Here is a 26,379-nt window from a genome sequence, read left to right on the forward strand (position 1 = left end):
CTTTACAATTGTATTATCAGTTTACTCGTTTTTTAAAATTAGTTATAAATGATGATATTAATTATAAAAATAGTTAGTTATTTAAGATAATATTTGAACTCAAAAGATTACAAGATGCTAGGCAATTCATCATTTGCCTCAGCATCTTAGTATTATATTTGAACAACAATAGTCGACCGAATAAAAACCCTTTCCAAATTGTTGAATTACTAATACTTATACCTGAAAACTATATCTAAAATTAACTTAAAACACTACACTTGTTTCATTACATAATATCTAAATCTATCATCGGTCCAATTTATCATTCTTTTCTCAAATACAAGAGATACTGAAATGTAAAATATAGCTATAGCATGCGGCGTTTCAGCTGTTTCACCATTCATACAATCAAAACGATTATTGGGTTGAAATTTGTAATAATATATTGACATATCGGAATATAACGATGTAATATAATGATATGGAAAATTTAGAAGTTTTTAAAGCATTGGCAAGCCCTACTAGATTACAAATTTTGCATTGGTTAAAAGATCCTAAAAGTAATTTCGGTTATCAAGAGGGTATTGATTTAGTAGATGTAGGCGTTTGTGTGAGTCAAATTAAAGAAAAGTTAGACATGACACAATCTACTGCATCACAACACTTGTCTATATTAAGTAAAGCAGGCCTTGTAAATTATAAACGTTTAGGTAAATGGACGTATTATAAAAGGGATGAAAAAGCCATAAAAAATATAGGGAAAGTGATTGAAAAAGAACTATAAGTTAGTTCTTTTTCATTCTTACACATCGTCATTTAGCGATATAACGATTTATTTTCCATCATAACTTTAAAAAGGAGTTTTAATAGTGAAAGCATGGCATTTAGAAAATTTCGGTTTAGATAATTTAAAGCAAGTCGAGGTAGATAAACCTAAAATTAATGAGAATCAAATTTTAGTGAAAGTAAATTCTGTGTCACTTAATTATCGAGATACTGCTATTGTCGAAGGTGTATATACACCAGAGTTACTCAAGTTCCCCTTCGTACCTGTCTCAGATGCTTCAGGTGAAGTTGTAGAAATAGGTTCTAATGTTACTAAGTTTAAAATTGGGGATCGTGTTACATCTCACATGTTCACAACTTGGTTAGAAGGTAAGCCAAAAGGTGATGAGCAACTATATGCATTGGGTGCTACAGTTAATGGCGGACTTTCAGAATATATGGTATTAAATGAAAGTGCTACTGTTTTATCTCCTGAAACTTATACAGATAATCAGGCATCTACATTACCCGTAGCAGCATTTGTTGTCTGGTTCTCTTTAGTTGAATATGGCAATATTAAAGCGGGCGATCGCGTATTAGTACAAGGTACTGGTGGCGTGTCTATATTTGCAATTCAAATTGCATCTGCATTAGGTGCAGAGGTTATTGCAACAAGTAGTAGTGACGAGAAACTAGAAAAAGCAAAAGAACTGGGTGCCTCTAAGGTAATCAACTACAAAACCCACCCTGATTGGGAAAAAGAAGTACAAAAATTAACAAACGGTAAAGGCGTCGAACATATTGTCGAGGTAGTCGGTGGCTCAAGTATTGCAAAATCTATAGAAGCTTTAGCATTCCAAGGAAATATTTATGTTATTGGTTTTCTAGAAAATATGGAAGCAGAGGTAAATTTATTTTCATTACTTGCTAAACAAGCCAAAATTCAAGGTATTAATGTAGGACATCATAGAGCTTTTGAAGATTTTACTAAAGCTTTAGACAAACTAAATATTGACCCAATAATTGACAATGTGTATTCATTTGATCAAGCAAAAGAAGCATATGAGCATCAGATGAAAGGTGCATTTGGTAAGATTGTTATAGATTTTAATAAGTAGGGCCATTGAAACACTATACCCGAAACTTACAGAGTAAGCTTCGGGTTCTTTTAGATGTGCTGTGTTGACATTCGTAAATAATGCACAATGTAAAGCTATCCTCAATAACGGCATATTGTCCATCATTGGTAATATAGGCGGTTTCGCTTTACCATTCAGATGTATAAATAGTAAATAACATTAATATTTTGATTTCAAAGACATTTTTATCTCCACTAATATACACCATAATACTATGCTTTATTGAATATTATGTAATTAATTAAAAATCTGAGAAAGCCTTAACGATAATACTTTTAAGGCTTTTTACAATAAAAAACATACATTAATAATATCTCGCATCAATGTTTATGCCACTTTCTAATAAATTTCTAAATCTAGTTTATTGGATTCATTCCAACTTTCCATGTTTTATAAGTTAATTTACCACTTTGCCTTTTAAACTTTTCATTACTTACACCGCGTTCATAGGGTGCTGCAGCTTTTATATTAATGTGAGGTGTTACATTTAATAAGTTTGCATACCAGTCAGCCCAAACATTGCCTTTTACAGGATCATCATCTGCTACATTATAAATACCCGAATCAAAGTTTAAAGCCTGAATTGCTGTTTCAATTGCATCATCTATATGAATAAATGATTGAACACCATCTGTGATTGAAATTTCATTATTCATAAATTGATTATAAATCATGCCGTCTTTACCATACCAAGTACCTGGACCATATAATAAACCATAACGCAAAATGACATAATTTTTTATTCGAGCTGTTTCTTTTTCTAATCCATCAACGCCATCTACTGTAATTTTACGATCTCCACTAGATTCGTAATCTAAAGGCGTATCCTCAGTTGCCAACCCATTACCGCCTTCATATGCGAAAGCAATGCTTTGTGATTGGATATGTTCCACGCCGTGCTGAATTGCTGCATCAACAAGATTTTTTGTACCTTCAATTCTAACTTTTGTGTTAGCTGACATATCAACTTGCTTTAAATCAGTAATTTCATTCATGATAATGTCTGGTTTGAAATCACCAATACTGCGTTCTATCGTTTCGTATTCTAAAATATTACCGATATATGCTTGAATACCTGCATTAACTAGTTTCTCCTCACCCTTTTTAGATGTTGTTAATCCAGCTACTTCATATCCTTCTTCAAGTAAACGCTTTGTCAGTTTCGTGCCAATAAGACCTGTAGCACCAGTTACAAATACTTTCGTCATAATCATCCTCCTTCATGATTCACACTTTATAATCATTTTTATTTTTCTTGTCTAAATTTTATACTACTTTCAAAGATGATAATACACGTGACCTTCAAAAGCTTATGTAACATCTTAAAGGTCATGTTCATTATAAATATCAAAATAATGATATGAGCATGGTTCTACATTTCAAATAATTGCTATATAGTAATCACCACTTTCACTCCATGCTTCATTTATTAAATATACCCACAGAGTATTTAACAATAAACAATGAATTATGTTATATATCACTTGCTTTTGCAACTACTCGGCCAACCCATTACATAATCATCAAAAATTTAATGTTCTTATATTTTGACTTAGATTATTAAATCTCATTTCTCAAATATGAAGGAAGTTCTTTGATATTTAAAATTTATTGTATATTATGCAATGAGCAGGCCATTAAATTTTCCATCCATTTCCAATGCGTAACTTTGAACTTTTAGTGGTATATATATAACAATATGAATCATTACATAGATTAAGGAGTGTTTAAGATGCGTATTTTAGTCTTAGGAGCAGGTGGAATTGGAGGCTATTTTGGTGGTCGTTTAGTAGAAAACCATAAAAATGTCACTTTTTTAGTAAGACCGAAAAGGAAATCTTATTTGGAAAGGAACGGCTTAGTAATCCATAGTGAGAACGGTGATTATAGTTTTACCCCTCAATTGATTACTAAAGAAGACAAAGCAGAACCATTTGATGTAATTTTGCTATCTTCAAAATCCTATCACCTTGAGCAAGCAATCGATGACTTGAAACCATTTGTTGGGGACCACACAGTGATTATCCCACTGTTGAACGGTGTTGCACATATTCCAAAATTACAAGCTGTTTTTGGTGAAAATAAAGTCATGGGTGGATATTGCGTCATTGAAACCTCATTGAATGCCACTGGTGAAGTCGTACAAACTAGTGATTTCGATAAACTTTTCTTTGGAGAATTAAATGGCACGAATAGTGATAGAGCTAAATTAATAGAAGATACTTTCGCTAATACAAAATCTGAATTTATATTAACTTCAGATATCATGCGTGGTATGTGGCAAAAATATCTAATGATTACAGTATTATCAAGTGTAACTACGATGATGCATGCACCCACCAATCGGACCAATACGTGATAGTGAAGGTGGCACTGATTTTATCAAATCATTATATGAAGAAGTTTCATCCATTATGAGAAGTCACCAAGTGCCCATTGACAATACAATAGTTGATCAGTATATGAAAGGACTTACTAAGCTCTCATATCATTTCAAAACATCAATGCAACGTGATATGGAAAAAGGCTTAAATATCGAAGCCGATCACTTACAAGGCTATTTACTGAATTTAGCCGAAGAACATCAACTAAACGCACCATTGCTTTATGCTTCATATCAAAATCACAAAGTTTATAAAGAAATGCTTCAATAAAATCTTCTTAAAGCTTAGCTAAAAATTATAAGGAGGCATATCAATGAGCTTAAATACGTACGCACATCCTTTTGATATCGCAACAAGCCTAAAGCAACAAGAAACTGGCGTTTATCATGGACATACTTCTGACGATTATGCCAATATGGTTGGCCCTTTTGGTGGTGTGATTGCATCAACATTATTACGAGCAATTATAGAACATCCTGACTGTCTTGGTAGCCCAGTTTCATTTACTGTTAATTACGCAGCACCTGTCAAAGACGGCTCATTTATTATTAAAGCAAATCCTACAAGAACCAATCGTTCTACACAACATTGGTATGTTGAACTGTGCCAACATCATGAAATAGTTATCACAGCGACTGCAGTTACTGCAAAGAAAAGAGATACATGGTCTTCAATCGAATTATACAAGCCAGAAGTGCCAGATGCAGAACGTGTAGACAGTTTATCATTAACTGAAGTCCCACCCTGGGTAAATCATTATGATATTAAAATAGTAAAAGGTGCACCTAGAGCTTACACAAAATCAAATTATGCAGATTCAGTTACATTACAATGGATGAAAGACAAGCCAAATAGACCACTAGATTATTTATCACTTGCTTCAATGTGTGACGCCTTTTTCCCAAGAATATACGTCCGTCGTGAAAAAGTTGTTCCAATAGGTACAGTTTCTCTTACTGTTTACTTTCATTCTGACACGGAAGCATTAGAAAAACACAATAATCATCATGTATTAGGACATACACGGGCACAAAATTTTAATAACGGTTTTTATGACCAAACCGGCGAAATTTGGAGTGCTGATGGATCGTTATTAGCTACGACAACACAACTTGTTTACTATAAAGAATAAAACAACACAAAAATCCTAGGTTTATGATTTTACATAGCCTAGGATTCTTATGATTACTGTTCTTTCATCGCTTTTTGGTTCGAACGTTTTTGTAGTAAAATTGACACTACAGCGACAACAACAATTAAGCCAACAATACCAATGATGCCCAAATATTTTGCTACATTACCAAGCACGACACCCACTACTAAGAAATCTGTATCTGAGAACGTAGTAGCAGCACCACCTAAATCCCCTAAGAATGGCAAGAATAATAATGGTAGGAACGTGATTAATAAGCCATTTAAAGCTGAGCCAGCTACTGCACCTCTAATACCTCCGCGTGCATTACCAAAGACACCTGCCGTAGCACCCAAGAAGAAGTGTGCCACCACACCTGGAAGTATCACGACGCCACCGAATAAGAATAAAATGAACATCCCAATCACACCTACAATAAAACTAACAAAGAAGCCGATTAACACCGCATTTTGTGCATAAGGGAAGACTATCGGACAGTCTAACGCAGGTTTCGTATTGGGAACCAATTTTTCAGATATACCTTTAAATGCAGGCACTATTTCTGCAAGAATTAAGCGAACCCCCGTTAAAATAATAAATACACCTGCTGCAAATGTAACGCCCTGAATAAGTGAAAATACAATAAAGTTTTGCCCATCGCTGATTTCTGAATGTACGAAAGTAGGTGTAGCAAACAATGATGCTACAAAATAAAGCAATGTCATTGTTAAAGAAATACTGATCGTACTTTCTCTTAAAAAACTTAACCCTTTAGGAAAATTGATATCTTCAGTCGATTTTGATTTACTTTTAAATAATTTTCCAATTTCTCCAGCAGCCCAATAACTCAATGTACCAAAATGACCCAAAGCAACTTGATCGTTTCCAGTGATCTTTTTCATTGTAGGCTGTGCTAAAGCTGGTAATATTGCCATAATCAAACCTAAAATAATTGCCCCAATAATCACTGTTAACGTACCTGTCACATGACCAACTGACAATAATATCGCTAAAAATGCGGCCATATAAAATGTATGGTGGCCAGTTAAGAAAATATATTTCAAATTAGTTATACGTGCAATAATGATATTCACTAGCATGCCAAACACCATGATTAACGCTGCAGTCGTACCATATTGTTCCAGTGCAATTGATATGATCGCTTCATTATTAGGCACAACCCCCTGCACACCAAATGCATGTTGGAAAATTTTACCAAATGGTTCTAATGATTGCGTTACTACATTAGCACCCGCACTTAAGACTAAAAATCCTAAAATTGTTTTTATCGTACCTGAAGTAATATCAGTTGCTGACTTTTTCTGAACAATTAATCCAATCAATGCGATTAGGGCAACTAGTATCGCAGGTTGACTCAAAATATCGACGATAAAATCAAGAATTGGCTTCATCGTCCCACCTCCTTATTAATGATTAAAGTACGTTTAAATCTTTTAATTTTTCATCTAGTTTTTGCTGTAATTCTTCTTTATCTAATATATTATCTAACACAATGACATCACCTAAATTTTTTGTGTTTTCTTCTAAATCTCTTCCACAAATAAATAAATCTGCCATATCAGGGCTCGCGCTCATAACATCACTATGTTCAACCTTTATGTCTGATGGTGCATTTAAATTTTTAAGTGCTTCTTGTGCATTCATTTCAACCATAAAACTACTTCCTAATCCGTGACCACATACTACTAAAATTTTCATTGTTCTCATTCTCCTTTAAATATATTTATAATTTCACTTGATGTTTGTGCATTTAATAAATGTTCTACTGTCTGTTGATTGCCTAAAGTTATAGCTAAATTTCTCAATACTTCTAAGTGTCCTTCATTGTCAATAGCACTTAAGACAAAAACCAATGAAGCATAGTGCCCTTCTTCTGAAAAGTTAATGTGCTGATTTAGTTTTAACAAACTTAGACCTATCTTTTTTACATTATTATTCGGTCGAGCATGTGCAATTGCTATTTCTGGAGCAATAACTATATAAGGGCCTAATTTTTCTACACTATGAATCATGTCATCAATGTAATCTTGCTGAAAATAGCCTTGTTCTTTCAAAGGATTTGCAGCTATACTAATTGCTTCACGCCAACTTTTAACCTGTTCAAGTACTTGCACTTTATCTGATGATAAAATTTCCAAAGTCATTTTCCCCTCCTTAATGTTGACTCACTTCATTTATGCAGTGCATAATTGCTTCAATATTTCCTGAAAGTAATATATTTCTAGTTTTATCATTCATAATCAGTTCACTAAGTTGTCTCAATGCATTTAAATGAATTTGCGGCTGAGCGGTTGCTAACGTCACAATAATATATACAGGATCATATTGTTCATGCCCAAAGCGAACACCTTTTTGATAGTGTGTCAAACTAAAACCTACTGTCCCTTTAACATGTGTTGGCTTAGCATGAATTAAAGCAATGTGCGGACTGATAACCATATATGGTCCAAATGCATTTAATTGTTCAATGATTTCATCGGCATAAATACAATCAACAATTTGAGTATCAATCAAAGTTTCAATACTTTGCCTAATTGCATCATTTCTACAAAGCGAAGGTTGTTGTGTTAAAATTCTATTTTTTGGTAATACTTCTTTTAGAGTAGGCCCTAGTCCTTTGATATCATACACATATTGTTCTCTTGATTTATTAATGATTGTGTTAATTTGTTGACGGTCATTTTTATCTAAAAATGGAGAAACATTGAGTATAGGTATCGACGCATGTTCAAACGGTACCGTTGATATGATATAGTCAACGCCTTCATGCTTTAATAACGTCTCATCAATTTCGTAGATTGAATAAGCATCTACAATTTCAAGTTCAGGATAAATATGTCGAATTCTACTTCTCAATAATTGTGAAGTACCGATGCCTGAGCCGCACAGTAAAACTACTTTTAGAGCATTTGTAGTAATTGCTGAAATACGTTCAATGGCTGAAGCAAAATGTAACGTAATGTATGCAAGTTCATCTTTGTCAAAGCAAATACGATAATTCTCTTCCACGCCCCAAATATGATTGCGTAATCTTTCTACGATGTGATGGTACTGTTGAAATATTTCATCTGTCAGAGGATTATTATGCGTCATATCGAACTTCAACCGGTGAATTACTGGTCTTAAATGAACAATTAAGCCATTTAATAATTTAGTATCGTTAATTAAATCTATGCCTAAGTCACCACTCATGCGTTCTATCAATTGTTCGGTTAGAATTTCTAAATCATCTATTGTTTCGTTTTTTTGATTCATCTCTGAAGTTTTAGCCCCTAGCAAATGTAACGTAATAAAGCCTGCTTCGCTTTTAGGGAATTGTATATCGAGTTTTTCTTCCAAAGATGCCTTTATAAGTAATGCCACGCGAAATTGGTCTGTTTCTGCTAATTTGTTATATTCCATATCTGGTATTTCAAAAACAAACTTTTCTTTCGTTCGGTGTATTGCAATTAAAATATGATAAATCAGACCATCAATTGCACTTTGGACTAACTGATAATCCGCTTCAAATAATACTGACACTACAGTTAATCGAATCGTTTCCAATGCTTTATTCGAAAATAGCTTATGCCCTATTTGATGTGTATGATTTTGAAAATATTCATGGACGCGTGTCGCATATGCTTTGCGATAATCTGTTTCTTCACCTTGTATGATAAATCCCTTGTTTTTAATATATTTTAAATTCAAATTATAAGAAGATAACCAAGTCTGTACACTTTTCAGATCTTCAACGATCGTTCTACGTGTCACAGAAACCATATCGGCCAACGTGTTAGAAGATGTTGGTGTATTGGATTCAAATAGCTTTAATATGATATATCGAATTCTTTCTTCTTTAGAATAATGTATTGAAGTCGCTATATATTGAGGAACAATATCATTCAAAGTTTTTTTAGATTCAATCTTTATACCTGCATTTTTATTTCTAAAAATCGTTAAATCCAATTGTTGTGCCATACTTTCTATATATTCTAAATCGTACTGTATCGTCCTTTCTGAAACATTGAATTGGTTAGCTAAGTGATGAATAGTTATAAAGGATTCACGTTCAAGTAAGAATGTTAAGATATGATGCTGTCTCTTGCTTAACACATGAGCAACCTCCTTATATTTATATTGTAACCGCTTACTTTCATTTTTAGATGTGTAATCTCTTTCGTCTCATAATCCGAAAAGTTGCACATCTATCATAAACGATCACTTTTTAAAATTATAATTTATTTAATTATAATTTTATATAAATACTTCAATAAAATATTAAAAAGAGAATCCAACATTAATGTGTTGCATCCTCTTCTCCGTACCTATAATTTTTAATGTATTTAATCAAACTAAAATAAGCCAATGAATATTTGTAACTATGGATTTATGCATGGCGCTTTTATTAGCGATTTATGGAACGTGCAATCATCGATATCGTGTGTCTCTCTCCACGCAACGCCTTACTCAATTCAAATATATTTTCCACAGGAGCTAAACCACAATAACTCCCATCACCAATGTGTTGAATATCCACGCCACATATTTTATTTCGAATGGCAAAATCTCTAATAGTGCTCGGATCAGCGCTCTCTTGACTCGTACCAATTGCTGACATGACAAGTCCCCCTTCACGATGTACTTCTTTGACAATGTCTTTAAGTTGCGCTTCATCGAAACCTGGCACTGTACCGACAGCAGGTACTAGTATAATATCAGCACCCGCTTCAATAAATTGCTTTACATATGCCCTGGTAATCACAGGTTCATCTACACCTGAACTATGCATTTTCCCAGCGATAATCAAACCTGAAAAACGATTTCTTGTATTTTGGATTGCTTCAACTATTTTCTTATTAGATACACCAGTTGCAGGATTTCCAGTCATACATATAAAATCCACCCCTAATGCTTCAAGTACTTGAACCGTTTCAGGACTTGCTTGACGTCCTTCTGCAATTTCTAAGTGTTGCTCATACATATTTGCTCTGTCATCAACAGGTTCTAAGTTCACACCAATGGGTCTACCCACGAGTCGTTTTAATGTTTCTATAACCTGTTCGTGTTCATCTATATTTTTTACTTTTGGATGAAACGCATCAAAGCCATTTAATAAAATCAAATCAGCACCAAACGCACGCGCTATTTCAGCATTGGTAATATCAGGCACGACAGGCGTTTCTGTAACTATGATAAAACTACACGCCCAGCACTCGCCTTAATGCTCTGTTTTAATTCTTCACCTGACATTGCTAGTAGTTTTGAAGCATTGTTACTCAGTATTCGCTTAACCATTTGTATTCCACTCCTTAATATATACTTTAGCTGTCATCTATTTATTACAACTACATGATATAGTAATGATGTTCTTTCTTCCGTAACGACGTCACTGAATCCCACTATATTTCATTATACACAGCCTCTACTTATTATTATTATTTTTTAAATAAAATCTACTACTATATGCATTTTCATTTTTTTTGAATTTAAATTTAGTTAATTTTCAAAATAGTAGTGTAACACAAATACAAATGTGATAATATTATATTTTAATATACATATTACAAGGGGGAAGCTTTATGCAGTGTCCAAAATGTGGAAATCCTATTGAAGCATCAGATTTATTTTGTGGAGAGTGTGGTACAAAATTATCTCATCAAACAAATACAACAAACGAAACTAAAAACAAATCGAACTATGCATCCGAACATAATTCAACGGAATCTAATGCAACACAAATATCAACACAAGATTCAACACAGTCTAATCATAAAAATGAGCAGTTTTCAAAGCATACTTCAGATATTTTCAATGAAGCTAAAACGTTCTTTTCAACTGCTTTCAGACATCCTGATAAAGAACTTGTGAGTCCTCACTTTTTTTCTTACAAAACACTTTTCAGTTTAATCGTAGCAGGATTACTTTTATCCATTATATTACTAACGATATTGATACCTGCAGAAGTTGCATATTTCATGACAAGTAAAGCAAGCGTTGTGTTTAACATTTCACTTTTCTTATTAATAGCAATTACAGTACTATTTGGTATCACTTTTGCACTAATAAAAATATTAAATATTAATTCGACGTTACATAAAGTATTTTCAGATTTCGTTTTAGTCAACACCCTTTCTGTTATTACACTTTTGTTTGGTTTATTATTTTTAGCAATTCATGTTCCAAGTTTTGCAGTATTCCTTATCATTATTGCTATATTATTTACACTCATTGCACCAATATATTTAATTACGAAATACAGCCACAATCAACTTATACGTATGCCTGTCATTTATTCTATATTCATCTATATCATCATTTTAGGAATCATTTTACGTATTATAGTGGAAAGTACTGTTTCTAATACATTAAGTGATTTAAGTTCATTTTTTAATACAGGTTATTAAGGAGGATATTTCAAATGAAGTATTGTAGTAATTGTGGTGCTGAAATCAAGCCTGGTCAACGCGTTTGTACTCAATGTGGTACGCCTGTTCAACAACGAACAACGCATCAACCACCTAATCGTAAATCAAAATTACCTATATTTATCATTATTGCAGTGATATTAGTCATTATAATTGCTTTGTTCGTTACTTATAAAATAATTGACGCGCAACTATCACCTACAAAACAGGCAGAAACCATTTCTAAAGATTTAAAAAACAAAGATACAGATCGCCTAGCCAACCATTTAAAAGCAAATGGTGAAGCTATTTCTAAAGATGAAGCTAAAGCTATTTATAAATATATTGACGAAACTGATAGCATAGATCGTGTTGCTGATGAACTTCAAAGTAGTGCAAAAAATATTAAAGAAAATAAATCAAATGAACATGCTGTCACTGTTGGTGACACTGCTTTAATTAATATTACCGAAGATGGAAAAAAATGGGGCATATTCAAAAATTACATTTTTAATGTTAGTAAGGAGCCTGTTTCGATTACCTCAGAAGAAGACACAACGCTATCTTACAAACTTAATGACAAAACAACCCAAGTTAAATTAAAACAAGGTAAGACGAAGACACTCGATGATTTTCCAGTTGGCATATATGATTTAAAAGCAACACAAAAGGTTGATAATAAAAAATTCGACGGCGTTATTCATATCGATATGTCTGAAAGTAACAGTGCAGATTTACAGTTCAAACAAAAACGTTTTACAGTTAGTATTGATTCAACTTATGCAGATTCTGATTCTCTGAAACTTTATATTAATGGGGATGAACAATCAGATTTTGACGAATATGAATCTGTCACCTACGGTCCTTATGCACCAGATGAAAAAATCGAAGTCTATGCTACAACTGAAGTTGAAGGCAAACAATTCAAATCAAGTGTAGAAAATGTTTCTAGTCCTAAAGATGATGAAGATGAAATAGACGTATCTTTATCATTTGACGATGATGCAATAAGCGATTATGAAGACAAAATGATCGAAAAAAAAGCAGATTCTGATGACGACGATAGTAGTAACGCCAGTTCTGACGAAAAAGTAACGCGTGATAATGTTATTGATAAAGTCGAATCTTATGAAGGTAGCACTTTGGATACAGATAATTATACTTATAAAGAACCAGAAAAAACTGGAGACGGTTGGGGATTTTCTTTCACAGATAAAGACGGAGACCTAGCAGGTTCTTATAAAATTGATGAGGATGGTTACGTAACTGAATATGACGAAGACGGTGAAGAAGTAGATTCAGGATACTAATAAACTACAAGTAGTAAATACAACATGCTACTTGTAAAAGTCAATAACATTGCATTAATACTTAAACACACTATACAAGGGAGTGAGATAGAAATCTGATATTTAAAAAAAGATTTCTGTCCCGCCCCTTTTATTTTTATCTTTGTTAAAGCAAACTAACATTACACCAAATACATTAGCTCAGTCTAAATGATGATGTTTTATTAATGAGAAGTTAGTAATATATACTTAAGATTATTAAAACAAGCAATGTTTATACTACCAGAGTTGGGTAATTTAAAAGTAAGCACTTAATATCTAAATACAATTGAAGGTGAAAAAATGACTAACAACAACTCTTTCAATGATTATCCTAAAATTTTAAAAATTGAAGATGATGGAAAAATTATTGCGCTAGACAAATATGGAAACGTTAATACTGATTTAAATATTCACACTGTGAATGACCAACAACAACAAGATATCTACGGAAAGATCTTATACAATCCTTATCGTCGTACTGTGAAAAACAGTGAATCTTATAATGACCATAAGTACAATGATTACAAGTCGGAAACAAGCTACAATCAGCGAGATCGTGAACGAGAGTTGCAGTTATTAGAAGAAAATAAAAAATCAAAGCGCAAGCAATTTTGGCTTGGTTTAGGTCTGGTGGCTTTATTAGTCATCATTGTCATTTTTGCAGTTAGTACTTTTATGAATACTAACAATGATAATCAACAAACTGGTAATGAAACAAGTGAACAATCCACTGCCAATCAAAATCAATCGAATGATTCGCAAGGTGATAATGTCAATTTCGAACGTCAAAACAATCAAGTCAAAGATGATATTCAATCGTTAAAGTCAGATATTTCAAATTCTAATGAAGCGACAGATTCTAAATTACAAGCATTACAAGATAAAATTAATAGCCTAAAACAAGAAGCTGATTCTAATAAAACAAATAAGTTAGCTGATAAATACCAAACTACAGTAGATGATTTAAAACAGGCAAAAAACGAAAAAGATAATGGTAATACTGATAAAATGCAAGAAGAATTAGATAAAGTAAATAGCAAACTAGATGATATAAAATCGAAATTTTCTTCGTTGTTTAGTAAAGATGAACAAACAAATAATGAAGATGTTGAAAGTTAACGCAAAAAAATAAATATATGCTTTTAAAAATACGAGATATAGATTGTATTCGCTAAATAATAACTGTCGACTAAGGACGCACCTTGTCGGCAGTTTTTTTATTTAAGCTTACCTACTGTCTGATATGTTTATATAAGTGAGTACTCGTTTATTTTCCTAGCTGTTTCGTTGTTACAAAATTATTGGATATATGCCTACTTGAAAAACAACTACACTTCTTTTCTATTTCATTAATATTTTGAATTATATTTTCAAAAATTTAAACATTAACTTATTGAACTTCAAATATTAATTTAAAATTTTTTCATACAAAGCATTTTAATAAATTCCACAAATGATCAAACGCCATAAAACCCTTGATTTTTAGCGACATATAGCATATATAAATTTCTGTTTCGTGAATATATAGATTTTACAATTTTACGAACTATTATATGTAAGCGTATACATGTCAGAAAATTCGTGCTATTATCTTATCAACTTAAACAAATGTTTAATTTGTAAACTTAAGTTTAATTTTGCATAAAGGAGGTTGCCATATGAATAAAAATGAACAGGAAGTTTTAAAGCGTATTCAAGAAAATCCATTCATTTCACAACAAGAATTAGCACAGTCTATTGGATTATCTCGGCCAGCAGTTGCAAATATTATATCTGGACTTATCCGCAAAGAATATGTTTTAGGGAAAGCGTATGTTTTAAATGAAGATTATCCAATTGTCTGCATTGGTGCTGCGAACTTAGACAGAAAATTTTATGTTCATAACGATTTACAATTAGAAACGTCTAATCCTGTTACTTCAACGAGATCTATAGGTGGGGTTGCACGCAATATAGCAGAGAATTTAGGGCGTATGGGCGAAACAGTTGCATTTTTATCTGTAAGTGGTAATGACAGCGAATGGGATATGATTTATAAATTATCAACCCCATTCATGAACTTAGACCACGTCCAACAAATAGAAAACGCAAACACTGGTTCCTATACAGCATTAATCAATAACGACGGTAATATGGAATACGGTTTAGCAGATATGGAGGTCTATGATTATATTACTCCAGAATTTTTAATTAAACGTACACATTTATTAATAAAAGCAAAATGTATCATCGCAGACCTCAACATTTCAAAAAGTGCAATGGATTTTTTATGTGCTTATTCAGAAAAGCATAGCATTAAATTAATAGTTATTCCCGTTTCATCTCCAAAAATGAAAAACATGCCTGATTCATTACATGCTATCGATTGGCTTATTATTAATAGAGATGAAACCGAAACTTATTTAAATATGACTATACAAAACACTGATGATTTGCGTATAGCTGCACAAAAATGGAATAAGTTAGGCGTTTCAAATGTTGTGATTACAAATGGTGTAAAAGAACTTATTTTTAGAAATAGTAACGAAGAAGTCATTAAACCTGTGATACCTTCACAACATGTCGTAGACGTAACAGGAGCTGGTGATGCTTTCTCTAGTGCAGTCATTTTTAGTTGGTTAAATGAACTAGACACTGAAAGCATACTGACAACAGGCATGATGAATGCTCGAAAAACAATTGAAACTGAATACACCGTGAGGCAAAACTTAGATAAGAAACAATTATTTAGAGATTTGGAGGACTATAAAAATGAAGCAATATATTGAATTTTCTAAAGAAGTAGCACAAGCTAAAGCAGATAAAAAACCCATCGTAGCACTAGAATCAACAATCATTTCACATGGTATGCCTTACCCACAAAATGTGCAAATGGCTACGGCTGTTGAAAATATCATACGTGATTATGGTGCAATTCCAGCAACCATTGCATTAATTGATGGAAAAATCAAAATTGGACTGGAAAATGATGAACTAGAATTACTCGCTAAAAGTGATAATGTCGCAAAAGTTTCACGCCGTGATTTTGCAGAAGTAATCGCTACTAAACAGATTGGTGCAACTACAGTTGCATCAACAATGATGAGTGCAGAATTAGCAGAAATTCAATTCTTTGTAACTGGTGGTATTGGTGGTGTACATAAAGGTGCTGAAAACACAATGGATATCTCAGCGGACTTAGAAGAGTTAGGTAAAACAAATGTAACAGTAATATGTGCTGGCGCTAAATCTATACTAGATTTACCAAAAACGATGGAATATCTTGAAACAAAAGGCGTACCCGTAATAGGTTACCAAACAGATGAATTACCAGCATTTTTCACACGACAAAGCGGTATTAAACTAAACAGTTTTTCTGAAACCCCATATAATATCGCACATATTTGTAAAGTTAAAAATGATTTGAATATTGAAGGTGGCGTTGTTATCGCTAACCCAGTTCCTAAAGAACATGAATTACCTAAATCATATATTGACGGTATTATTGAAGAAGCAGTTAAAGAAGCAGAAACGCAAGGTATTAGTGGAAAAGATTCTACGCCATTTTTACTTGGTAAAATTGTCGAAAAATCTGAAGGTAAGAGTTTAAATACAAATATCAAACTAGTTGAGAACAATGCAGTACTTGGCGCAAAAATTGCAGTTGCTTTCAATAAATTGTAGGTGATACATATGTCAATCATATTTGCCATTACTGGTATATTTTTTGCATTATTCATCGCTTTTTTATTTAGCTATAACAGAAAGGCGATTGATTTCAAAAAACCAGTCATTATGTTAATCGTTCAAATCATCATTGTAGTATTCATGATGAATACGACTATTGGTTTAACGATACTAACCACATTAGGTTCATTTTTTGAAGAATTAATCAATATTAGTAAAGCTGGTATCGAGTTTGTTTTTGGTGGTTTACAAAACAAAGGTGCTTCAACGTTCTTTTTTACCGTTTTACTACCTTTAGTATTTATCTCTGTATTAATCGGTGTGTTAAACTATTTTAAAATTCTTCCGTTTATCATTAAATATGTTGGTATTATTATCAATAAAATCACACGTATGGGCCGTCTCGAAAGTTACTTTGCAATCTCAACGTCAATGTTAGGACAGCCAGAAGTTTATTTAACTATTAAAGAAATGATTCCTAAATTGTCTAAAGAGAAATTATATACGATTACTACTTCTGGTATGAGTGCTGTCAGTATGGCTATGTTAGGATCATATATGCAAATGATCGAACCTAAATATGTAGTTACTGCCGTTATGCTCAATATTTTCAGTGCTTTAATTATCGCAAGTGTCATCAATCCATATCAATCAGATGATAGTGACGTGGAAATTTCCAACTTATCCTCAGATAAAAGCAATTCAAATAGTGATGAAACAAAGTCGAAAAACGTTCCATTTTTCCAAATGATTGGCGATAGTGCTACGGACGGCTTTAAAATTGCCGTAAGTGTCGCCATTATGCTCCTTGCATTCATCTCTTTGATGGAAGCAGTCACAGTATTATTTAATTTTGTCGGTTTAGATTTCAAACAATTAATCGGTTTTATTTTTGCACCGATTGCTTTCATCATAGGTGTGCCTTGGAACGAAGCAGTTCAAGCTGGATCACTCATGGCAACTAAATTAATCACTAACGAATTTGTTGCTATGTTAGACTATCAAAAATTAGCTGGAGATTTAACACTACGTACACAAGGTATCATTTCTGTATATCTCGTTAGTTTTGCTAATTTTGGTACTGTAGGCATTATCGTTGGTGCTATCAAAGGATTTAGTGATGTACAAGGCAATAAGGTGGCTTCGTTTGCCTTGCGCTTGCTACTAGGTTCAACACTTGCTTCAATTATTTCAGCATCAATCGTTGGTTTAGTATTATAGTCTTTTAAAAATGACTACATAAATCCAAATAACTTTAAATGATATTGTAATCTATAACTAGCATTGAATAATAAAAGGCTGAGACAATTCAATTTGTCTCAGCCTCTTACATTATTTATTAGTTAAAGAAACCTAAGATGAAGTCAGCGCCTTTAGCTAATGCGTCAGCAATGCTAGTTCCCATTGTTACCCAGTCAGCACTTAAACCTGCTTTTACAGCTTCACTGATTGCGTTTACGAAATCAGACATTTAACACACCTCATTTCTCAATATATGATTTGTTAAAGGTTGATTACCTTTAACTAAATTATAATAAGAAACATTAATATTGTTGTAAATATTTCTTAATTTGTATGTTTTTGTGCCTAAGTGTTATTACAATACTTAATTTTTACAATTAGCGTTTCCTAGTTGTCATTCAGTGATAATGTTTTATATTATTTTTATAATGACAGAAATAATGCGTCTCGGACATAAATCCTAAAAAAATAGCACTCAGATAATTTAATTCAATTCATCTGAGTGCTTCCTTTTTATTCAATACTTCATATTGTTGGCTCGCTTGTTTAGGATACACCTTCAGCCTGTAATCTTCAGCTTGTCCTGTTCCCTCAAGCGTCTTGCCAAAGCACAACGTTTTCTAATCTCTTTATGACAAATGCCTTTCTAATTGCTGAACTTTATCTTGATCTAATACTTCGAATATTTCATTATCTACAATTACATCAACATGAGGATGTTGATGTAATATAGATGCAGGTAACGTTTCGGAAATTTCTCCCTCTATTAATTGTGAAACGGCTTCTGCTTTATTTCTACCCATCGCTAACAAAATGATACGTTTCGCACACATAATGGATGCCAGCCCCATAGAAATGGCTTGCTTAGGAACATCGTCTATTGAATCAAAATAACGACTATTCGCTTTCATCGTTGAAGAAGATAAGTCTACAACCCTTGTAACACTTTCAAACGAAGATCCAGGCTCATTAAAACCTATATGCCCATTTTCACCTATACCCAAAATTTGTATATCTACAGGACCTTTATCTTTTAAATATTGTTCATACATTAAGCATTCTTGTTCTAAATTATCAACATCTCCTCGTGGCACAAATATATTCTCTTTATGCCATGTTTGATGGTGTTTAAATAACTGCTGATACATATATGTGTGATAACTTTGCTCACTGTCTGCGTTTAAACCTACATACTCATCCAAATTAAATGTCACTATTTGATCTAGTTGCAAATGATTATGATTAATCAATGTTTTTAAATATTTGTAAACATCAGTCATAGTATTACCTGTAGCAAGACCTAATACTGAATCCGGTTTCATTTTTATTTGTTTTAACAGTTCAGTCGCAACATATTGACTTGCAAGCTGTCTATTCTCTAAATTTAAAATATACATATACTCACCAATCACTTTCTAATTTCTGTATATTACCTTTGTTTAATGATAAATTGAAAATTTTTTTATTACGCTTGTTCACTGTCTAGTAACTCTTCTACTTCATTTTTTATCGTTGTGACATGTGGTCCATAAACAATTTGTACACCATTACCTTTTTGGATGATACCTCTAGCTTCGGTAGAATTCAGCAGTTGCTTATTGATTGGAGCGTCTGACTTTAATGTCACTCTTAGCCTTGTAGCACAACAATCGACAATTTCTATATTTTCTTTGCCACCTAAACCCTCGATAATTGTTTTAGCACGTTCTGTCGTTTCAACAGTTTCTGTAGTTGTTTCCGCTTCTCTACCAGGTGTTTTAAAGTTGAATTTGTTAATTAAAAATCTGAAAATAATATAATATAAAATAAACCAAACGATGCCAATCGGTATTACCCATAAAAAGTTCGTCTTAGCATTACCTTGCAAAACGCCGAATAATAAAAAGTCTATAAAGCCACCACTGAATGTTTGACCTATCGTAATATTAAATACGTCTGCCATCATAAACGCTAAACCATCTAAAAATGCATGTATCACATATAAAATTGGTGCAACAAATAAAAAACTAAACTCTAACGGTTCTGTAATACCTGTTAAAAATGAAGTTAATGCTGCAGATAACATTAGCCCACCCACGACTTTTTTATGTTGCGGTTTCGCAGTATGATAAATTGCTAAAGCTGCACCACATAGTCCAAACATCATTGTAATAAAACGACCTGACATATAACGCGAAACACCTGAATAGTATTTCGTTACGTCTGGATCACCAAGTTGAGCAAAGAAAATATTTTGAGTGCCTTGAACAAGATGACCTTTAACTTCTAACGAGCCACCTAATGCAGTTTGCCAAAACGGTAAATAGAAAATGTGATGTAAACCAAATGGCCCCAATAGCCTTAATATAAATCCAAAGAAAAAAGTACCAATGACACCAGTTTTATCTACGATACCTCCTACACCAAATATCCACCCCTGTACTATTGGCCAAATAAAGAACATGATAACCCCGAGTATGATTGCAGAGATTGCTGTAATAATTGGAACAAAACGAGATCCTCCAAAAAATCCTAAATATGATGGAAGAGAAATCTTGTGATATTTATTATGTAAAAGCGCCGTCATAACTCCTGTGATAATCCCACCAAACACGCCCGTTTCTACTGTTTGAATTCCTAGAACCATACTTTGTCCTTCTTCTGCTAAATTGCCTTTTGCTAACGTATCTGTAATGATTAGCAATCCATTCATCGAAGCATTCATAATAAGGAATCCTAGCAATGCTGCTAATCCTGCAGTACCTTTATCACTTCTAGCTAATCCAATTGCAACACCTATGGCAAAAATTACTGGTAAATTTTGAAATACAATATTACCAGCTGATGACATAAGAACAAATATATTTTGCAATAAGTTAATATCCAACACAGGATATGCTTTGATTGTATTCGGATTACTTAATGCGCCACCGATTCCCAACAACAATCCAGCTGCCGGTAATATAGCGATAGGTAACATAAATGATTTACCAAATTGTTGTGCCTTTTCAAACAATTTACTCATAGTCATTAACCTCCTAATTATCATAAATATACAATCAAAGAAAATATTAATCAATATAAAATACCATTATGAAAAACTTTTTCATAATGGTGATATATATCTTTTTTTTAATGAAAAAAACTCACAAAGCACGTTACTTTGTGAGTTTCTTTATTTATTCAATTAAGATATGTGTTAAAAAATATCCCCTAATGTTCCTGCCATAATTGCTTTAATTGAATGTAATCTATTTTCCGCTTGCTCAAATATAACAGCATGTTCACCTTTAAATACATCATCTGTTATCTCCATTTCAGTTAAACCGTGAGTCTTATAGATTTGTTGTCCCACCTTTGTATGCACATCATGGAAGGCGGGCAAACAATGTAATACAATAACATCTGGATTCATTGTATTGACAAGCATAGCTTCATTAATTTGATATGGAAGTAATTTTTCAATACGTTGTGTTTGAACTGATTCATCTTCTCCCATTGAAAACCAGACATCTGTATATATTGCATCTGCTTTATAAACTGCTTGTTGAATATTATCTGTAATTAAAATATTACTGTGCGATTGTGTTGCATAATTTTTGGCAAGTTGTTGAATATCTTGATCAGGCTGTAGCGATTGAGGGGCTGCAATATGAATATTCATACCTAATATTGCGCCAGTAACCAATAAATCATGTGCTACATTATTTCTTGCATCACCAACATAAGTCAATGTTTTGCCTTGTAATGTGCCTAGGTGTTCTTTTAAAGTATAAAAATCTGCAATCATTTGAGTAGGATGCCATTCGTTTGTCAAACCATTCCATACTGGAACTTCGGCATGTTGCGCTATACTTTCCACATCTTTTTGATAAAAACCTCTAAATTCAATACCATCATACATACTCCCTAATACTTTCGCTGTATCTTCTGTCGATTCTTTGACACCTAGATGAATTTCACCTTGACCAAAATAATCTGGAAAGGCACCTAAATCGTTTGCTGCTACACTGAATGCTGAACGTGTTCTTGTAGATGGTTTTTCAAATAATAAAGCAATATTCTTACCTTTAAGATAAGGGTGAGGAATGCCTCGCTTTTTCTTTTCTTTTAATTCTCCGGTGAAGTCAATCAAAGTGACTAGCTCATCTGCAGTAAAGTCACTCGTTTTCAAAAAGCTCTTACCTTTTAACAATGCTAGTTTTTTTAAATCTGTTGTGTACGCCCCAATTTCATCACTCCAATATTTTTATAAGATTTATATACATATTAAACTTAAATAGAGTTATTTTCAAGTATAAATATACTATTTATTGTATATTTTTAAATTATTTAATTATTTTACTAGTTTTGAAGTATAACCTACGCTAAATGTATATTTCCATACAATCACGACCTTATTTGCAACGGTCAAGCAAGTAAGATGTCTGACAATAAACACCGTGGCAATGATTTAACTAAGTTGTGCTTTCCTACACAATATTTTAATAATATATAGTAAATTGAACATTTAACCACTAGCTCATGGAGGTGAACATACATGTTAGATTTACTATTTGCCACTATTAAGCAAATTGCTGCTCATTTTGTTTCAGGTGGTTTCCAAGAAAAATAATTATATTTATCCCACGTCATCTCAAAATCATTGCATAATCATCCCTTAAAATGAATACAAAAACGGGCAAACAATATCAAAACCCCTCATTTTGAAACTGTTCGCCCGTTTACTATTATTTATTAATCGTTAGCTAAAGCTATTAAAAAATCATCCATTAAGCCATATCCTAACTTTTTTATAGCTACTATAATAGATTATTTACTGTATGATGCAAAATTTTTAGACTTTCTACGTTCCTTTTCCTCAGGTGTCTTTAAGAAACGTGTCATAATTGCACTAGCAACATATAATCCAAATATTAAGTACATCATGCCTTTAACACCAATACTATCATAAAACAATGCCACTAACCCTGGTCCTGCAAATACACAAAGACCAGCGCCTAAATTTAATATTGCCATTGCTGGTCCTTTATCACCATCATGAACTAAAGAAGGCACAAGTGCAGAAATAGGGACAAAGCCTGCTAAACACATCCCCCATAGAAATCCTACAGTACCAACAATAAAAACATTACCTGTAAATAACTCTGGTACAAAATATAGTCCTAACGTAAATATCGCACATCCAACACCACCAATATAAGAAATCGTATTTTTCCAGCCAATTTTATCACTCAACGCACCAAATATTAGATTGAATATAATATTAGCAATAAAAATTGTTCCCCAAATATTTAACCAAGTTGTAGTAGCAATACCTTTGGAAGCTAAATAAATCGGCAAAAATAATGGAAAAGCATATTGTGCCGCCTGGTTTATGATTCTAACAACACAGGCCACTGCCACACGCGGTTCTCTTTTTAGTATCGTTATACCTGCAAGCACCTCACTAAAGTGTTCTTTAAATCCGTGCCCTTTTTCTTCAATCATAAACTGGTCTCTATTTACAAATACTGCTAAAAATGTTCCTATTAACACCCAAATAATCGCTGTCCACAATGTAAAGAAGTGTCCAAATAGTTGAATCGCAAACGAAGAATAAAATGATCCTAGGACACTAAGCCCTCCTGTAAACACAAACCAAAACCATCCTACTGCAGCACCTAAACGCTTTTGCGGAGAACGATAAGCAACCCAAACCAAAAAAGAATAAGCAAACAAAGGATAGCCAAACCCTCTTATTGCATATGACGGAATCATGATATTATAGTTCATCGTTGGGATTGCCAAACCAACAAATATTGCATGACCGATGATATATAACCCTGTTCCTAACAGCATCACTTTTCTTGGACCGATAATTTCTACCAAGACACCTGATAACCAAGAACCAATAGCTATCGTTACACCATAGCAAGTGGTCAAAATCGCAGTTTGTTGCACGGATAGACCATGATCATGTAAATAAGGACTAATCCATGCCAGCTCTAAACCGTCTCCCATCATAAATATTAATACACCAACATATCCCCAAAATAACGTTGGAGGCATTCCCATTTTAGTTAATTTATCACTCATATTACGCACCCCTTATAAATCAATCTTTGATATTAAGATTAATTTAAATATTTTCTTGCAATTTTTGTAATCATTTTTGTAAACGCTTTCAAATATTATCATTATATTATTATATTTTTTCTAATAACGCAAATTTATTTTCATTTATTTTCGTTTTAAGATATAAATAAGTAAAACCGAAAATACAGCTTATTAAAATCAACGAAAAATATTTGTATACGATTTAAATTGTTTATATGAAAAATTCATTTTTTATACATGATTGAAAATTCATTTGTAAACGTTTACAATGAGAGTTATTTAAACATCATATGACTAGATGATTATTAAATTTTTATGAGGGAGTTTTATATAAAATGATGTTATTAGTCGCTTTCAGTGCAGTAATCGTACCTTTTTTATTTCTCGTACTCTTACGTATGTCAGCTTTAAAAGGGATGATTATTAGCGCTATCGTTGTAACAGTTTTAGGGATTTTTGTATGGGGGATGCAAGGTAATGTCGTTATAGCTTCAATACTTCAAGGTACGCACAAAACATTAACGATACTTTATATTTTATTCGGTGCGCTCGTGTTACTTAATACATTACGCCAAACGGGTGCAGTAAACCGTATCAATGCAGGATTTAAGAAAATTTCACCAGATATGCGCGTCCAAGTCATCATTGTCGCTTTCTTATTTGGTTCACTTATTGAAGGCGCTTCAGGATTTGGTACACCTGCAATGGTTACAGCACCTTTATTAGTTGCTTTAGGTTTTAGACCTATGATAGCTGTTGTTACAGCTTTAATTGCCGATAGTATTGCAGTGTCTTTCGGAGCAGTGGGCACGCCAGTTATTGTTGGATTAAGTACTTTAAAAGAAGCAAATCAATCCTTTTTCCATTCGACAGCTGAGCAAATAACTATATTAGATTTATTGAGTGGTATTTTCATACCTATCATTGTTATCTCTACGATGATTATTTTCTTTGGGAAAAATAAAAAGTTAAAATCCATTATTGAAATGCTACCATGGCTAGCATTAATAGGAATTGTATATGCCGTATCTGCCTTTGTATATGCACATGTTTTCGGCGCAGAATTTGTTGCTATATTAGGCTCATTAACTGGTTTAGTAGTTGCCGTCTTAACTGCAAGTAAAGGTTGGTTGTTACCTAAAACAGTGTGGACAGATGGCTTAGATAAAACATACGAGGCAGATAGTACAGAACATTCTATGAGTTTACTAACTGCTTGGGCACCTTATGTAATGGTTGTTATCTTACTTTTATTAACGAGAACGGTTCCAAGTGTTGAATATTTCACCACACATGTTCTTGATTTTTCTTGGAATAATATTTTAAATTTCTCTGAAATATCATCTGAATGGCAATTTCTTTATTCACCTGGGACAATTTTATTATTATCAGCAATTTTCGCCATTATAATTCAAAGAAAATCTATTAAGGATTTAGGTAATGCAAGTATCACATCCTTATCAACAATAAAAATTACTGGTATTACACTAATTGCCACACTCGCAATGGTGCATGTTTTTATCAACTCAGGTATCAATGCACATGATTTAATAAGTATGCCAGAATATATCGCCAAAAATATGGCTAATACTTTAGGTCCTGTATGGCTATTCGTAGCACCATTCTTAGGTGCTTTAGGTTCGTTTATTACAGGTAGTGCTACTGTATCAACGTTGACTTTCTCACCTATTCAATTAAACATTGCTAACTCTATTGGTGCAGATCCATTTATTGTATTAGCTGCACAAATCATTGGTGCAGCTGCCGGTAACATGATCTGTGTGCATAATGTGGTCGCAGTTTGTGCGGTAGTTAATATGCCTGGTAAAGAAGGTAGTGTCATAAGAAAAACATTAGGCCCTGCACTTCTGTATTGTATTCTAGTTGGGATTAGCGCGTATATTATCTCATTATTTTTCGCTTAGTCTATGCAAGTCTGAGATACAAATATCTTGAACTTAAAAACGAAGTGAGATATTCAAATTTAATTGATTTAAAATCACTTCTTCATCGCACGGCGATAAGAAAAAAAGCTGAGACAAATTGAATTGTCTCAGCATTTTTATGAAGTTTTATAAATCACCAACGCTATATAACTATTTTAAATAGAACATATTGTTACTTAATGCGTATTATTTCATATAAAATTCTTATTATTATCATATTGATTATTATTTTGATAAAGTACAAGTAAATTATTGCTTATATTTATATGATAAACATGAGGATTAGGTGGGGTTTGTTTATGAAAAT

At 32.8% G+C, this 26,379-nt stretch carries 20 protein-coding genes and 2 pseudogenes; 11 read left to right on the top strand and 11 right to left on the bottom strand.

Annotation, left to right across the window (positions count from 1 at the left end; translation table 11 throughout):
- Positions 1-463 precede the first annotated feature (463 nt).
- Both CD150_RS02685 and CD150_RS02690 read left to right on the top strand, forming a co-directional pair.
- Entirely contained in the window at positions 464-766 is a 303-nt protein-coding gene (locus CD150_RS02685; RefSeq protein WP_046206668.1) for an ArsR/SmtB family transcription factor, read from the top strand.
- 85 nt (positions 767-851) lie between these two features.
- A complete protein-coding gene (locus CD150_RS02690; RefSeq protein ID WP_103161323.1) occupies positions 852-1,865 on the top strand; it encodes a zinc-dependent alcohol dehydrogenase family protein in 1,014 nt (337 codons plus the stop codon).
- 377 nt (positions 1,866-2,242) lie between these two features.
- Here the strand turns inward: CD150_RS02690 and CD150_RS02695 are convergent, their stop codons facing one another.
- Entirely contained in the window at positions 2,243-3,094 is an 852-nt protein-coding gene (locus CD150_RS02695) for an NAD-dependent epimerase/dehydratase family protein (RefSeq protein WP_073344427.1), read from the bottom strand.
- A gap of 524 nt (positions 3,095-3,618) precedes the next feature.
- Between CD150_RS02695 and panE the strand changes: the two are divergent.
- Together panE and CD150_RS02705 are read left to right on the top strand one after the other, a co-directional pair.
- Positions 3,619-4,540: pseudogene (gene panE, locus CD150_RS02700) on the top strand (2-dehydropantoate 2-reductase).
- A gap of 43 nt (positions 4,541-4,583) precedes the next feature.
- Positions 4,584-5,402, top strand: a complete 819-nt coding sequence (locus tag CD150_RS02705; protein ID WP_073344449.1) for an acyl-CoA thioesterase — start codon at positions 4,584-4,586, stop codon at positions 5,400-5,402.
- Positions 5,403-5,455: 53 nt separating this feature from the next.
- Here the strand turns inward: CD150_RS02705 and ulaA are convergent, their stop codons facing one another.
- The 5 genes and pseudogenes from ulaA to CD150_RS02730 form a co-directional block, all read right to left on the bottom strand.
- Positions 5,456-6,814, bottom strand: a complete 1,359-nt coding sequence (ulaA, locus tag CD150_RS02710; RefSeq protein ID WP_046206663.1) for a PTS ascorbate transporter subunit IIC — start codon at positions 6,812-6,814, stop codon at positions 5,456-5,458.
- Positions 6,815-6,836: 22 nt separating this feature from the next.
- The gene (locus tag CD150_RS02715; RefSeq protein ID WP_046206662.1) at positions 6,837-7,121 is read right to left on the bottom strand and encodes a PTS sugar transporter subunit IIB; all 285 of its coding nucleotides are present in this window, start codon (positions 7,119-7,121) and stop codon (positions 6,837-6,839) included.
- 5 nt (positions 7,122-7,126) lie between these two features.
- Positions 7,127-7,567, bottom strand: a complete 441-nt coding sequence (locus CD150_RS02720; RefSeq protein WP_046206661.1) for a PTS sugar transporter subunit IIA — start codon at positions 7,565-7,567, stop codon at positions 7,127-7,129.
- Positions 7,568-7,577: 10 nt separating this feature from the next.
- Entirely contained in the window at positions 7,578-9,518 is a 1,941-nt protein-coding gene (locus CD150_RS02725; RefSeq protein WP_103161324.1) for a BglG family transcription antiterminator, read from the bottom strand.
- 292 nt (positions 9,519-9,810) lie between these two features.
- A pseudogene (locus CD150_RS02730) lies at positions 9,811-10,700 on the bottom strand (DUF7916 family protein).
- 284 nt (positions 10,701-10,984) lie between these two features.
- Here CD150_RS02730 and CD150_RS02735 point away from each other — a divergent pair.
- The 6 genes from CD150_RS02735 (at position 10,985) to CD150_RS02760 (ending at position 18,027) form a co-directional block, all read left to right on the top strand.
- A complete protein-coding gene (locus CD150_RS02735) occupies positions 10,985-11,809 on the top strand; it encodes a zinc ribbon domain-containing protein (RefSeq protein WP_073344457.1) in 825 nt (274 codons plus the stop codon).
- Positions 11,810-11,823: 14 nt separating this feature from the next.
- The gene (locus CD150_RS02740) at positions 11,824-13,119 is read left to right on the top strand and encodes a TcaA second domain-containing protein (protein WP_103161325.1); all 1,296 of its coding nucleotides are present in this window, start codon (positions 11,824-11,826) and stop codon (positions 13,117-13,119) included.
- 321 nt (positions 13,120-13,440) lie between these two features.
- Positions 13,441-14,259, top strand: a complete 819-nt coding sequence (locus CD150_RS02745; RefSeq protein ID WP_073344477.1) for a hypothetical protein — start codon at positions 13,441-13,443, stop codon at positions 14,257-14,259.
- A 539-nt stretch (positions 14,260-14,798) separates the two neighbouring features.
- Positions 14,799-15,908 (top strand): carbohydrate kinase, encoded by a 1,110-nt coding sequence (locus CD150_RS02750; protein WP_046206655.1) that lies wholly within the window; start codon positions 14,799-14,801, stop codon positions 15,906-15,908.
- Positions 15,892-16,803 carry a pseudouridine-5'-phosphate glycosidase gene (locus CD150_RS02755; RefSeq protein ID WP_103161326.1) on the top strand — a complete coding sequence of 304 codons (912 nt, stop codon included), beginning with the start codon at positions 15,892-15,894 and terminating at the stop codon, positions 16,801-16,803. Before CD150_RS02750 ends, CD150_RS02755 begins: the two co-directional genes overlap by 17 nt.
- 9 nt (positions 16,804-16,812) lie before the next feature.
- Positions 16,813-18,027, top strand: a complete 1,215-nt coding sequence (locus CD150_RS02760) for a NupC/NupG family nucleoside CNT transporter (protein ID WP_103161327.1) — start codon at positions 16,813-16,815, stop codon at positions 18,025-18,027.
- Positions 18,028-18,145: 118 nt separating this feature from the next.
- On the opposite strand, the gene CD150_RS02765 is transcribed toward CD150_RS02760, so the two are convergent.
- From CD150_RS02765 to CD150_RS02785, 5 genes are all read right to left on the bottom strand, one after another.
- Entirely contained in the window at positions 18,146-18,277 is a 132-nt protein-coding gene (locus tag CD150_RS02765) for a beta-class phenol-soluble modulin (RefSeq protein WP_019469020.1), read from the bottom strand.
- Between the two features lie 400 nt (positions 18,278-18,677).
- The gene (gene nagB, locus CD150_RS02770) at positions 18,678-19,445 is read right to left on the bottom strand and encodes a glucosamine-6-phosphate deaminase (RefSeq protein WP_103161328.1); all 768 of its coding nucleotides are present in this window, start codon (positions 19,443-19,445) and stop codon (positions 18,678-18,680) included.
- A 68-nt stretch (positions 19,446-19,513) separates the two neighbouring features.
- On the bottom strand, positions 19,514-21,052 hold the full coding sequence (locus CD150_RS02775) for a PTS transporter subunit EIIC (RefSeq protein ID WP_073344498.1): 1,539 nt from the start codon (positions 21,050-21,052) through the stop codon (positions 19,514-19,516).
- A 174-nt stretch (positions 21,053-21,226) separates the two neighbouring features.
- A complete protein-coding gene (gene argF / locus CD150_RS02780) occupies positions 21,227-22,258 on the bottom strand; it encodes an ornithine carbamoyltransferase (RefSeq protein ID WP_164987244.1) in 1,032 nt (343 codons plus the stop codon).
- A 581-nt stretch (positions 22,259-22,839) separates the two neighbouring features.
- Positions 22,840-24,105, bottom strand: coding sequence for an MFS transporter (locus tag CD150_RS02785; RefSeq protein ID WP_073344502.1), 1,266 nt, complete (start codon positions 24,103-24,105; stop codon positions 22,840-22,842).
- Positions 24,106-24,461: 356 nt separating this feature from the next.
- Here CD150_RS02785 and CD150_RS02790 point away from each other — a divergent pair, with 356 nt between their 5' ends.
- A complete protein-coding gene (locus CD150_RS02790; protein ID WP_046206648.1) occupies positions 24,462-26,051 on the top strand; it encodes an L-lactate permease in 1,590 nt (529 codons plus the stop codon).
- Positions 26,052-26,379: the final 328 nt, after the last annotated feature.

It is taken from the genome of Staphylococcus ureilyticus (assembly GCF_002902235.1).
GTDB classification, from domain to species: domain Bacteria; phylum Bacillota; class Bacilli; order Staphylococcales; family Staphylococcaceae; genus Staphylococcus; species Staphylococcus ureilyticus.